This window comes from Fumia xinanensis (genome assembly GCF_014384905.1).
Lineage (GTDB): Bacteria > Bacillota > Clostridia > Oscillospirales > Ruminococcaceae > Fumia > Fumia xinanensis.
In genome coordinates, this window is sequence record NZ_JACRSV010000007.1 from 15130 (window position 1) to 29356 (window position 14227).

General features: G+C 46.3%; 4 protein-coding genes and 1 tRNA gene. 4 read left to right on the top strand and 1 reads right to left on the bottom strand.

What is annotated here, in order from left to right; translation table 11 throughout:
• Positions 1 to 21: 21 nt before the first annotated feature.
• Together H8710_RS13160 and H8710_RS13165 are read left to right on the top strand one after the other, a co-directional pair.
• Positions 22 to 1389: a sodium-dependent transporter gene (locus tag H8710_RS13160; protein WP_249296309.1), complete on the top strand. Its 1368-nt coding sequence runs from the start codon at positions 22 to 24 to the stop codon at positions 1387 to 1389.
• Positions 1390 to 1504: 115 nt separating this feature from the next.
• Positions 1505 to 1580 (top strand) — tRNA-Thr (locus H8710_RS13165).
• A gap of 464 nt (positions 1581 to 2044) precedes the next feature.
• Here the strand turns inward: H8710_RS13165 and H8710_RS13170 are convergent.
• Positions 2045 to 2881, bottom strand: coding sequence for an AraC family transcriptional regulator (locus tag H8710_RS13170; RefSeq protein WP_249296311.1), 837 nt, complete (start codon positions 2879 to 2881; stop codon positions 2045 to 2047).
• Positions 2882 to 3139: 258 nt separating this feature from the next.
• On the opposite strand from H8710_RS13170, the gene H8710_RS13175 reads away from it, so the two are divergent.
• Together H8710_RS13175 and H8710_RS13180 are read left to right on the top strand one after the other, a co-directional pair.
• Positions 3140 to 8482 (top strand): DUF4855 domain-containing protein, encoded by a 5343-nt coding sequence (locus H8710_RS13175; RefSeq protein WP_249296312.1) that lies wholly within the window; start codon positions 3140 to 3142, stop codon positions 8480 to 8482.
• Between the two features lie 1126 nt (positions 8483 to 9608).
• Positions 9609 to 14227 (top strand): DUF4855 domain-containing protein (locus tag H8710_RS13180; protein ID WP_249296314.1); only part of this gene is annotated, 4619 nt, incomplete at its 3' end.

Here is a 14227-nt window from a genome sequence, read left to right on the forward strand (position 1 = left end):
TTAAACAGGAGGGTCGTTATCATGGCTAAGACAACAAAGGCGCATAGCCGAGGACAATTTACTTCGACGCTGGGTTTTATTATGGCATCTGCAGGGGCCGCAGTCGGCCTCGGAAATCTGTGGAAGTTCCCCTACGTGGCGGGAAAAAGCGGCGGCGGATTGTTTTTAATTCTATACCTTGTTTTCATCGTAGTGTTGGGAGTTCCCATTATGCTGACGGAGATGACTCTGGGACGGCATACCCAACTTAATGCGGTGGGCGCTTACCGAAAGCTCAATAAAAAATGGACCTTTGTTGGCGCCGTAGGGGTGTTGTGCGCTTTTATTATTCTGTCTTATTACAGTGTTGTTGGCGGTTGGGTAATGAAGTACATATTAGGTTACTTACAAGGCGGCAATTTTGGCGGCGATACAGTGGCCTACTACCAAAATTTTGTAGCATCTCCTGTGGAGCCGGTTATCTGGCATCTCGTTTTTATGGCGCTGTGCGCTCTGGTTGTCATCGGAGGTGTGGCTAAGGGTATTGAAAAGGCTAGCAAATTCATGCTTCCGGGACTCTTTATTCTGCTGATTGTCATTGCGATACGCAGTGTCACACTGGATGGCGCTGTGGAAGGGTTGAAATTCTTTTTCGTTCCGGATTTCCACGCTGTGGACTCTTTTCCAAGGCTGGCTAATACCATTGTACAAGCTATGGGCCAGGTGTTTTTCAGTTTGAGTCTAGGTCTTGGTATCACAATTACCTATGGCAGTTACCTCAAAAGAGATTCTAATATGGTCAAGGATTCCACCATGGTATGCGGACTTGACACCTTGTGTGCTCTGCTTTCCGGAATAGCGATTTTGCCAGCGGTTTTTGCCCTTTTAGGTCCGGAACAGCTCCAGGCAGGGCCTGGTTTGATTTTCCAAACATTGCCCGCAGTTTTTGCGTCGATGCCTTTCGGAAAAATATTTGGCTTTCTATTTTTTGTGTTGGTTTTTTTTGCGGCGGCAACTTCGGCAATTTCGCTTTTGGAAGTTGTCGTGTCATTTCTCATTGATACCTTCCATTGGCCCCGCATCAAAGCTGCCGTTTTGATGGCGGCTTTAATGGGAGCTATCGGTGTAGTTGCATCTTTATCGATGGGGGTGTGGAAAGATGTCACCATCGGCGGCATGAATTTTTTTGATGCCTTGGGATTTTTAACAGACAAAATTCTGATGCCTATTAGCGGGTTTTGCATGTGCCTGTTTGTGGGGTATATCTGGGGCATCCGAAACGCTGCGGCAGAGATCCAAATCGGTAACACCAAGGGCTTTCGGTGGCAGAAACTCTATGGGATCGTAATTCGTTATGTGGCCCCAGTACTGATAGGTGTCATTTTCGTAATGGGATTTGTAACTCTTTAAGATGGCCAGATGGCTTGTAATAAAGTTCAATTACTCTATTTACAAAAGCTACTTTTTATGATAAAATAATTCAGTCGGATAAAGGCCGATCTAATAGGGGGCATCGCTCCCTTATGCTGGTATGGCTCAGTTGGTAGAGCAGCGCATTCGTAATGCGCAGGTCATCGGTTCGAGTCCGATTACCAGCTCCATAAAGTACTCCCATGAACTAAAAAGTTCATGGGAGTACTTTATTTTACACCATTTGTTCAAACTTTAACATGCTTAGAAATTGTTCAAGTGCCACAATTCTATGTGATGTTCCCGTTTCATTCTTTCATTGAAAAAATTATCTTGACCTCTGCCGGCTTGTCAACAACGAGTATGAAATCCAGCTCTATTAGGACAATGTGGACTACAATTTGGATAAAGAGGTTTACATATGTTATATATGCCCTGATTATAAAAGTTCCTATAGATATTTATTTCCTATCGGCGACGGACACATCGGAGAAACGGCCATCTCTATTAACAGTGATCCTGATAGCAGAGGAACCGATGCTTGGGATCCAGACAACAATCCCTATATCATTACTCTGGCGGCGTAGCGATTGCCTTAGCAGACAAAGTTTCCACTTTTACAGATGGAAAATTCTGCTTTACATTGTTCTATGGTTTATTTTGAAAACATTTTTCGGTAGGCCATGGGTGATACGGTGGTAGCTTTCTTAAATGCCTTAGAGAAATGTGCGACACTGCTAAAACTGAGAGAGTTTGCTATTTCGGTAATGGGCATTTTGCTTTTAGAAAGCAGCATCTTTGCTCGGTCTATTTTTCGGTTTGAGATATAGGTTGAAATGGAACAACCCATTTTTTCTTTAAAAATTCTGAAAAGATAGGAGTGTTCCACTCCTACGTGCTGCGCGACATCCTGGACGGTCAGTCGATAGAAACAGTTATTTTCAATATATTCTGCGGCATTTTTGATATATTCTTCTTTTGCCTTCGATTTTTCAATTTTAGGCGCAGCGATACAGGATAAAAATAAATAAAGATAGCCGATCATCGCGTATTCTTTATAACCGGAAGAGCGAGAAGAGCGGTATAAATTTTCCAGGTATTCTTTGACTTTCCCATCTTTATTATAGGTGAATATGGGGTTTTCTTCGCTCAGATTTGCTGTTTCCAACATTTTTTTGGCCTCAATTCCGTTAAAGCCAACCCAGTAATATTCCCAAGGGTCGTCGGCGTCAGCACAGTAAGAGGCGGAGTGGCCTGGGGGAATGAGAAAACCTTGTCCTGCCTCAACAGGATAAATTTTTTGTTGAAAAACAAATTGCCCTTTTCCTTTTACGACGTAATGAATCAGGAAATGATCCCACACGGATGGGCCGAATGAGCATAATTTGTTTGCCGACTGCCATCCGCATTGGTAGACGGTTGCCACCGTGCTTGGCTTGTCGTGAATGCAGCAGGCATATCCCACGCAATTTTTTCCTAAAAATATTCCCATACAGCCATTTTTCCTTTCTTCCTTTTTTACCTATATTTTTTCAATACTAGTTTACCATAAAATAATGCCGATTTCCAGTAAAGCAATAATTGTATAAAAATATCGCGCAATTTTCACTAGATATTTTTCCAAAATAGTATCATAATTTAGATAATCTATAGGAAAAAGCAAATAGAAAGGGACAAAGGGTGATGTAGTTCATTTATAGTTGGAAATTTTTATAACGGTATTTTTAAATGAAGTAAGAGGGAGATTGGTATGAAAAAAACATCTTACAAAAAGAAATTTGTTTCTCTGATGTGTTGCATGCTGGCTACAGCGATAACGCTGAGTAGCGGATTAGCGTCTACCATGGGAGAGCTCACCAAAGTCAGCGCCAGTGATGTGGTAAACTATGCGCTGGGTAAACCGTATACTTCGTCTTTGCCAGACGACTGGTATCATTCCTACAATGACCCCAATCTGACAAAATTTACCGACGGTGTGTATGCGGCCGATTTTGACAGCGATACCGTAGGGTTTTACGCAGGAGAGGAAGAAGGCCCTGCTATATTTGTTGTCGATTTGGGCGAACAGAACTACCCTATCACAAAGGTGGTAGTCGACGGTTTTGCCTGGCAGTCGTCAGGTATCGGCACTTGCGCCGTGCAGGTGGACTATCAGACGGTGGGCTCCGACACCTGGGTCAATGCAGCGACTATGCCTGCTGCTTCGCCAATCGAAGATCGGACGATGTATAAAATGACCGCTAATGTTTCGATCGACGCGGCCAAGGTGCGTTTTACTGTATCAGGTACCCATACTTGGACCTTCTTGGATGAGCTGGAGCTATGGGGGCCGGAGGCCGATTATCTGGCGGCTTCCCCATCTATCGACAGGGACCTGCCTCGTGATTTGGTTGTTCCCACCGGGAAGGATGTTGAATTATTTGTCGACGCGAAAAGCGTAGACGGCGGTCGGCTGACCTATCAATGGTTTAAGGACGACGCTCCTCTGGACGGAGAAGTTTCTCCTTCTCTGTCCATCCCCGGAGCGACCGAGGCGGATACAGGACGGTATTATGTCAAAGTGACCAACAACAAGGGCGATAACCATGCCAGCGTTAAGTCCCAGGCCTGTAATGTCACGGTCATGGATTATGAGGGGAACAATCTGCTGTTTGGCCTTTCCTATGAGACGACTCTGACAGGAAATCCCTGGCATGGCAGTTATCCTGATACCGAACACAAAAGGCTTACCGATGGTGAATTTTCAGAGGTCTGGGGCGACCCGCAATCGGTGGGTATTTACTCCAACGGCGTCAACCAGTATTTTGAAATGACTTTTGATTTGGGTTTTAACACGCAGTTTAAACAGGTAGATCTGGGATTTCTGCTATCGCCGGGCGCCGGTATCGATATGCCTGCCGAATTGGTTATCCAGACCCGGAAAGAGAGAGAGGATTTCTGGTGTACTATTTATAAAGGGGCGCCTGCCGGCGAAGGAAGTAAGGCCAAATTGGTTTTGGCTACCGAAGGCGAGGCTCTGACTGCAAAAGAGATTCGGTTCTGCTTTGAAGGCGGAAATACCTGGATGTTCATGGATGAGCTGGAAGTTTTCGCAGAGCGCAATGAAGAAGCTGTAAATTATCCCCTCGTTGAACTCCCGCCCCCAGACGACAGCAACAATATCGCCAAAGGGCGGCCCTACAAAACCACCATTCCGGCGGCAGCTACCTACCCTGATGAGGGAAAAGTCTCCCTGACAGACGGAAAGAAAGGGCGGTTAAATCATCTGGATCCTGCTTGGAGTGGATATAACCCAAGAGTTTGGAATGATGTACAGGAAATTATTATTGATTTGGGAGAATCCCAGCTGTTTCAAGAAGTGTCGCTGAATACGCTGCATATAGCTGGGTATGGCATCCTCTGTCCTGATGATATTCATGTGTATACTTCCGATGACCAGTGGAATTGGCAACCTTTTGATACGGGCAAACCAAGCATGGAGTTGACTCTGGATTTGGGTTCCAAGCAGAGTTTTGAGAGAATTAAGACAGGCTTTTTACAAGCGCAGGGAGCCCCTGATTCTAAAGACTATATCTTTAATTATTGCTATCAGGCTCCCAAACAAACAAAGGCCCGCTATGTAAAGGTTAGCATTACATGTAACTACTGGCTATTTGTCGATGAGATACAAGTATTTAAAGTAGCGGAAACCGAGCGTTCTTCTAAAATCTATTCCAGTACAGCAGCACAGACAGACTTGCCGGTTGTTGACAACAACAATCTGGCCTTGGGTGCGGCTTATGAGACAGAGTGGCCGTCTAACATGGTTCGCCCGGATAATAACGGTAAGCTTACAGATGGAAGACGGGCAAGCAGCAGCTATTTGTCGGAAGAATGGGTCGGATATACCGCCGCAGATGGCAATGACGCTTATCTGTACGAGGATAAAGTGTCTGCAACGTTCCCCACCTCTGTCAGTATCTTCTGTTCCGATGATAAAGTGAATTGGCGCTTTTTAAAGAACGTAAATATAGAAGGCGACTTAGTGCAGGGTTCTAAGCGGCTGGATTGTGCGCTGGAAGAAGCAGCCTCCGCCCAATACATCAAGTTTGTTTATTATGGATTGACAGACGGCCTCTATATGGATGAAATCGAAGTATTAAAGGTCGACGACCATCAGCCGGATGCCGACGAAAATCCAGATAACGGTTCCCTGATAAACCTGATTAAAAATTATAAGTACACCATTTCCCGTAAGGGGCTGGAAAGCGACAGCGAAACTGCCCTGACGGATACGCTGCGCGGAGAAGGCAACTGGGTCGGATTCCCATATAATGCAAATTATACCCCGGAAAACCATGTGATAATTAATTTCGATTTGACCGCTATGAGCTCTGTTTCTAAAATCGTAATGGGTATGAAACGAGACGGGGAAAACGCTACGTTACCCAAAAACCTCACTGTAAAGGTTTCTCCCAATAAATCCATATGGTATACCCTCAAAGATTTTGGAGCTGGCACTCCCACCAGCGATGTGATTTGGGACGGAACCGTTGATGCTTTCAGTTCTTCCGTCGAAAATGCTGATATGGCTTATACCCGCTATATCACCATCGAATTCGATTTGGCCAAGGGAGACACTGCCTGGCTTGATGAGATCGAAATAATCGGTAAGCGGGGGAAGACGACTTCTTCTGGACTTCCTATGGACGCCAATGGGGAAAACTACAATGTGGCTTTGAACAAATCTTATACCGTTTCTACCGTTGGCGATGACAACAACATTCCTGATACGAACGGGGTGGAACTGACGGATGGTATCCGTGCGGCGTCTGACGATCCTATGGATCCGGCCTGGTGGGGATTCCTTGCGTGGGATACCTGGGGAGGAGATGCGGGGACAGAATATCATCTCAAAACAGTGGTGATTGATCTTGAGGATGTGAAGTCCGTTACCAGCGTCGAAACCACTTGTTTAGCTGGCTCTATTCCGGGAGTGTCATACGCCAATCAGCCTCGAGCTATTTGGACATATGCTTCGATGGATGGAAAGAAGTGGTTCCCGTTGTCTTTGGGATACCATGAAGGTAAGATAGCTTACGATAAGGCAAGGGTATCTTATGGCTGGCGGGCTTCTGCGGATAATTTGATGCAGACAGAGGATTTGGCCCCCGGTGCAGAATCTGTTGCGGCCAGATATATTCGTGTCGACTATGAGCCTATAAACTACTGCCTGGTGGACGAAATTGAAGTCATGGGTTACGACGGGGTCAGGGATGACGCTGTCATGGCAAACGGTACTCGTATCTTGGATAATCCGACCAGCGAAGGCGGGGACTATCTGAAACCGGGTGAACAAACCGGCGGTATCCACGATATGGTTCTGCTTTACAACAGCGGCGACTACGGTTTTGACCCGGAAGTAGGATACCGGGCTGGCGACTGGACGCCGGAAAAACTCAAACCGCACCTTACCTATGTTGATTCCGAAGGAAAATCGGTGGATACACTGTTTGACGCCGTTCTGTTCCTGGCGCTGACTTCTGTATATGGAAACTATTTTGGCGATTTCAGCACTACACAAAAACCGGACAGGGGAACAGCCAACTTAAAGGATTGGGAATGGTATATTGATAAGCTGTTCAAAGCAGACGGAGACGTGGAACATCTGAATCAGGCGGCGCAGATAGCTTCTCTTGATTTGAATGACCCCGATTATAAAATCAAGCTTGTGATAATGATTCCGGCTATTTCTTGGACGAAAACCAATTTTGGCACCTTGAATGGCAAGGCTCTGAATATGCAGGTAGAGCAAGATTGGCAGTATCTGATTGACTGGTACATCGATACTACTTATGAAAAATTTGTGGAAGGCGGTTATGAGTATATTGAGCTTGCCGGATATTATTGTCTGGACGAAGGGGTTCTCAGTGCTTACCATGTAGATGATTTGGTAAAATATGAAAGCGCAAAATTGCATGAGATGGACCTGAAATATTACTGGATTCCTTATTTTGGTGAGACTACGTGTCTTTGGGGAAAAGATGTCTTTGGCTTTGATGCGATAACGTTTCAGCCAAACCACTATTTTGGAAATGCTTATGAAGAAAATGACAAGGGCTTTCTTGGAAATGACAGAGTGAAGAACGCTGCCCGAATTGCCAGTTATGGACAGATGGGTATTGAAATGGAAGTGGATGGCGGTGCCACCCGTGAAGTGGCGCACATCAACAAATTCATCGACTACCTGAACGGCAGCATTGATTATGGATTCGGCGGCCCAGACGTATACCGCAACTGGTATGTTGGAGGTTACGGCGGCCTTGCGAGTTTTGCGATTTCCAACAAAGCGGAAGTGAGAAATATCTACGACTCCTGCTACAAACTTATGAAAGGCACGTTGACTGAAAAAATACCTTATGTTGTAGAATTCCACGAGACGGATCCCGTTGATCCCATCGCGCCTGGTGGCGGCTCTATCGGCGGCGGTTCTGGCTCCGGCGGAGGCGGAAGTGTCACCCCGAAACCCGATGATAAACCGGATCCCGAAACTCCTCCCACCGGTGACGACAACTACACCTGGGAAGAGACCGACGACGGCTACAAGCTGAAAGACGCTGACGGCGAGTACGTCACTGGCTGGGCCAAAGTGTCCGGCAAGTGGTATTACCTGGGCGCTGACGGCATCCGGGCTACCGGCTGGCAGAAAGTCGATAACAAGTGGTACTATCTGAAATCCGACGGCGTGATGGCGACAGGCTGGCTCAAACTGGGCAACACCTGGTACTTCCTGAACGCAGGCGGCGTGATGCAGACCGGCTGGCTCTACAACGGAGGCGTATGGTACTACCTCTACAGTTGGGGCGGCATGGCAAACTCCGGCTGGGTACAGGTAGGAAACACCTGGTACTACTTCAGAGGCAACGGCGCAATGATGACCGGCTGGCTGCAGCAGGGAAATACCTGGTATTACCTGAAAGACAGCGGGGCCATGGCCACCGGCTGGAACTGGGTAAATGCTAAATGCTACTACTTTAACGCCAGCGGCAAAATGGCGGCAAACACCACCGTAGGCGGTTACAAGTTAGACGCTTCCGGCGCCTGGGTGAAATAACAAAGTTATTTCAATAGGGAACGTTGTTCCCCTAATAAGCCATCTCATTCTAATCTCCATATTATATTTGTAACGGATTTATTCTCCAAATTTTCGTTACGGGCGACGGCTCCTATCTATTTACGTAGATGGGAGCTGTCGCTTTTATGTTTTTGTAAATCAGTGCTTGCTCCGATTGTAGGTAAAACGGTTTTTAGTGTGGCCTAGATCGACCATAACGCGACTGTCTGAAACGATGGGGCCATTTATACAGCGCCGAAAACACCGTATTTGGGATATTAGTTAGGGGCGATAAAATATCTAAAAAATGTGAAACAATCAGAGAAGACCTGATTGCTATATAGAACGCTAAAGAAAAATGACACAATGGGATTTGGCAAAACTGCTGATCAAATTTTTCATCGCACCACTTGAAAGTAGGATCATATCTCCACAGCTAGATACGCTCCTGACAGTACTCTCTAAAATAGTAGACTCGTTCTAGCCCGTGATGAGTAAGAGCGAAATTTAAACGAAACCTTGGTTTCATGAGGGACAAAGGAAAGTGTTGGATGGGAATTTTTTCTATATCCTGATTTTTCTAAAGTATATAGATCTGCCGAGAAAAAGGAAATGGAGCCGCAATAAATGAATTTATCAGTATAAAGCTGGACGTTCTTATCATTTGTCATTCAGTTTTTATCTGCTTTTTTCAATGGTGTTCATAAAAATTATAGCGATTCATAATTGATGTCAAAAATGTAAGGGGTATGAAAGAAATTAACAGGTACAGTTTCTGTATTATCTTTTCAGTATTTACCGCATGCCGAATATCTTTGTCAAGCCGCCATTTCCCCCAATATTAGGGATCATATAGCTGCGTGGTGTAAAAATGTAAAGTATTGTGTTGAATTTGGGTAAAATAAAAATGTACATTCTTACCATTTTCTATATTATTTTTATCTTTCTAATATGCAGTATTGACAATTAATTTGACGGACATATAATTAAATCAAAAACAACAATACATGGCAGTTGCTATTTGCAATAAAGCTATTATACCGATTCCATTTTAATCATCAAGAGTGGCAAAGGCATGGATTTGTTTATGACAATATCTGTGAGTAAATAGAGGAGGAGATTGGTTGTGTTAGGTAAAAAGAAAAGAAGATGGTCATCCCTTTTAGCGATTATTTTGTCGCTGACTTGTGCGCTTGGTACAATACCGGTCAGCGCATATGAGAAAGAATCACCTGAAAACACGGGTATCGTTACCGTTAATGGGACGGATGATCCAGTAGAAACCGATTCGGAAGAAGGATCGGAGCCTACTGATGAAACCAACGGGGAGCAGGAGGTGGCGGAGACTGAAGCGGCCGAAGAAATGCCTGTTGAAAAAATCGGAGAGGCGCTTGCCCTGGATCAAGAGTCATTTGAGGAAGAGTTCAGTGATGATCGGACTAATCTGGCGCTTGGATGTACATATAGCGGCACAGAACCATTTGAAAATCTCTATCCGGATACTGGCAATAAAGAATTGACTGACGGATTATTTGGATCGCTGGATTACGGTGATATAAATTATGTTGGTTATGCCAAGGGAGAAATTGAGCTGATTTTTGACTTAGGCTATAAGCAAACCTTTGACGAAGTCAACTTTCAGTACGTTTGTGATTCCGGACCCGGCATTGGCGCACCAAACTCAGTAAGAGTATCTTATTCCTCTGATAAGCTCAATTGGGCTGATTTCGCCGCTGGCGGCTCCGGCGACAGTGGAGACGGAGCGACTCATACATATACGCTGAGCGGAGCGCCCGCAACAGCTCGTTTTGTCAAAGTCTACATTAAGTTTGCGACCTCCTGGCTGTTTATTTCCGAAATGGAAATTATGGGCGTATGGTCAGAGCGTGACCCTAAAGAGGCGATTTTTACAGATGATCTTCCCGCTAATGTAAATAAGTACGAGGGCGATGCAGTCAACTTGAGAATCGACTACACCCTTGCAGAGACGGGAAATGAAGTAGATATCGTATGGATGAAAGATAATGCAGAACTCGCACAGTTTGAAGGTCAAAAGGCTATCAAGATTCCAAATGCTCAGCTTTCTGACGGCGGCATTTATCAGGCCTGCGTCATCAACCGTTTCGATGACGGAAGCGAAGTGCGGAGCTTTTCTTCCGCTTCGCTCGTCACCATACAGGAATCGGCTCTGGAGAATAACACGCCCAGCAATGTTCCGGACAGTGATACAAACAATCTGGCATTCGGAAAAAGCTATACCCTGTCCCGTTCTCTGGGAGAATATTATACCGATCAAGGGCAGATGACCGATGGCCTGTACGGTTCTAAAGAGGATTTTATGGACGGTAGATGGCTTGGATTTTCCAAATCCAAAGGCAACGCCGAAATCATCGTAGATTTGGGCTCTTCTCAGAGATTTCAACAGGTAGAAGCAAATTTCCTCCGGGATGAAATTGCCGGCGCGGAGTGGCCCGTAACGGTTGAGGTACTTGCTTCTGCCGATGGCTCCAACTGGAACAGTTTGGGGACATTCAACTTGAAGAAAGTTGATGTATCGGAGACGCTGATCCACCCGTTTGCAGAAAAAGTAAACGGCACCGGCAGATATGTGAAATTTGTCCTAACGGCCGGGGGCAAGGATTTTGTTCTGGTGGATGAAGTAAGAGTGCTGAAAACGAGCAATATTCCGGATCGGGGCGAGGAGGAACCTCAGCCTCAGCCAGATTTAAGCAATGATATTGCTTATGGCAAACCCTATGAATACAGCCGGCAGCCTAACGGCAGTTATCCGGATGCCGGTAACCGGGAACTGACCGATGGCCTTCACGGTGTAGGGATAGAATTCTCTGATCCGGAATGGGTGGGCTTCCTGGCTATTCCGGAAGGCGCCAAAGGGCCGGAGGATATTGTCGTCACCCTTGATTTGGGCAAAGATGAGAATTTTCAGGAAGTATACATCGAGTATGGCTATTGGGCGGGACCGAGTATTCAATTGCCCGACAAGGTTAAAGTAGAAGTTTCAAGTGACAAGGAAAACTGGCAGACACTTGCAGAAGGATCAGGAGCTGAATGTACCGGTACTGGTTCCGTGAGACGATTTTCCTTTGCCAACCCAGAGGGAATGACCGGTCGCTATGTCCGGTTCACCACCACTCCCGTCGGCTGGGGCTGGCTGTTTATGGATGAGATCCAGGTTTTGAGAGAAACCAATGCGATCCCCGATCCGTACAATATTGTACGAGGCCAGGACTACACCATTTCTAGACTTCCGGACAACGGAGCAGACGGCGTACTTACCGATGGACGCTACGGCGTCACCGCCAGTATCCGAGACCCCAACTGGGTGGGCTTCTTGAAATCCAAAAATGAGGCCAACAACCACATTGAATTGGTTTTCAACTTGAAGGGAATGCATTCTCTTTCAAAAATCACCGTTTACAGCAGGGAAGATGCAGCGCTCAAGCTGACGACTCCCAAAAATCTGAAATTCTACGTTTCCAATGACGGAAACAAATGGACGACACTGAAAACTTTTAACAAAGGCATTTCCCCCCTGGGGATCGAAAGCAATACGGCTATGACATGGGATGCTACCAATCCTGAGGATGCATTTGTTTCCACAGAACCCGAGTATGTACTTCCTTATACCGGATTTGTAAAGATCGCCTTTGACGTGTCGGAGACGAGGGACGTCTACACTTATATTGACGAAGTAAAAATCGAAGGCGTTAACGCGAAAACTGCCGATGCTGGTCCCTGCCTCGGCGACGGTTTTGATCCGTATAATGTTGCCTTCAACAAAAGTTATACCCTGAGCCCTGAAGAACCGCTTAACGAGTTCCCCGACGAGAGTGGAATGGAACTCACCGACGGCCTTAGAGGAGAATACCTCTTTGCAGATCCCGCTTGGGTAGGCTTTATTCAAGCCGCGACAATGAGCGGAAAACAAGTGGACCGTTGGGCGCTGAAAACGATTGTCGTAGATTTGGAAGAAGTGCACTCCATTAGCTGGATTTCCTTGTCCTGCTGCGGCGGCGGGTCGTCAGGCGGTGTATTTTCTCCCTGGGCGGTCTTCATGTACGCTTCTATGGACGGGGAAAACTGGATGCCTTTGTCCAGAAACTCCTCCACCAACGACGCTACGGGCCTTCTCTCCTACGGCTGGCATAATCCGGAGGAGAATAACGGCAAATCCATTGATTTGACCGGCGACGAAAATTCCGTCTACCAGGCCAGGTATGTCCGTGTGGATGTGGAGCTTAAAGGCAAAAACCTGTTTGACGAACTGGAAATTTACGGCGTAAAAGGCATTACTGAAGATGCAAAACCGCTTACCAACCTGTCAACATTGGAATATTCTGAGAATTATTTGCGGCCTTCTGAGGAAACCACCGGCGGCGTCCAAGATATGGTTCTCTGTTATAACGGCTGGTATGGTTTTGATGAAGGAAGCGGCAGCTTTAAAGGCAACTGGTCTGTTGAAAAATTTCGTCCGTATTTGACCTATGTAGATACCGACGGCAGAGTCAAAGACACCATGTTCGACACTGTTTTGCTCCTCGGCATAGTATCCCAGTACGGCCGCCTATTCAACCATGTTTGGGGAGACCCCAATGAAAAGGCTCGTGCCAAGGACTGGGAGTGGTACATCGACAAAACATTCCGCGACGGCGGTGAAGTGGATAATCTGAACAAAGCGGCAAAAAGGGCTTCCGAAGAGCTGGGAGATCCCAACTACAAAGTAAAACTGGTGGTTATGTTCCCAAGTATCGACAAACTGGTCACCAATTTCGGCAGCTTAAACGGAAGCCACAGCTTGGATTTCTCCGAAACCGCTGATTATCAGTATGCAGCAGACTGGTGGATCGATCAGGTAGTCAGCCGAATGGAATCCGGAAAATACGAGTATATAGAGTTAGAAGGCTTGTACGAGATGGATGAGCAGATCGACTTTAGGGACAGCTTGCAATACGTCGCGGACAAAGTCCATTCTTATGGCTATAAATACTACTGGATTCCTCATTATCGTTCCTGCGGCTACCTGTGGTCCCAAGACTACGGTGTCGACTGTACGGCTTTACAGCCAAACCATATGTTCTCTATTCCAGAAGATGAATACGATTTTGGTGCTGGCGGTACCAAACAGGTGGAGCAGGCGTTGAAGCTGGCATCTTACGGCAATATTGGCCTTGAAATGGAATTGGACGATCATCTTTTCCTCCGGCCCAGCTGGTATAACCTGGGGTTGGATTACCTCAACGCGGGCGTTAAATTGAATGCAGACGGAGATAAATGCTACCGAAATTGGTACGAAGGTTGCGGCACTGTCGCCCAATTAGCGGCATCCAACGATTCTGTCATGCGGGAACTTTATGACAACATGTATCAGTTCATGAATGGGACCTATCGCCCCAGAGAATATATTACAAAATTTGCTACTGGGGACACTCCTATGGATGCAGGCTTTAATGGTAAAATATTCTATGGTCCTTCGTATACCGGCACCTGGGATTCGATTGATGGAAATACTTCTGGCGGCTCTATTGGCGGCGGTTCTGGTTCCGGCGGAGGCGGAAGCGTTACCCCGAAACCCGATGATAAACCGGATCCCGAAACTCCTCCCACTGGCGATGACAAATACACCTGGGAAGAGACGGAAGACGGCTACAAGCTCAAAGACGCTGACGGCGAGTACGTTACCGGTTTCGTCAAGGTAGACGGCAAGACCTACTATCTGAATGAAGA

Coding starts and splice junctions, on each gene's coding strand:
- H8710_RS13175 (WP_249296312.1), top strand. CDS start 3,140: ATGAAAAAAACATCTTACAAAAAGAAATTTGTTTCTCTGATGTGTTGC.
- H8710_RS13170 (WP_249296311.1), bottom strand. CDS start 2,881: ATGGGAATATTTTTAGGAAAAAATTGCGTGGGATATGCCTGCTGCATT.
- H8710_RS13160 (WP_249296309.1), top strand. CDS start 22: ATGGCTAAGACAACAAAGGCGCATAGCCGAGGACAATTTACTTCGACG.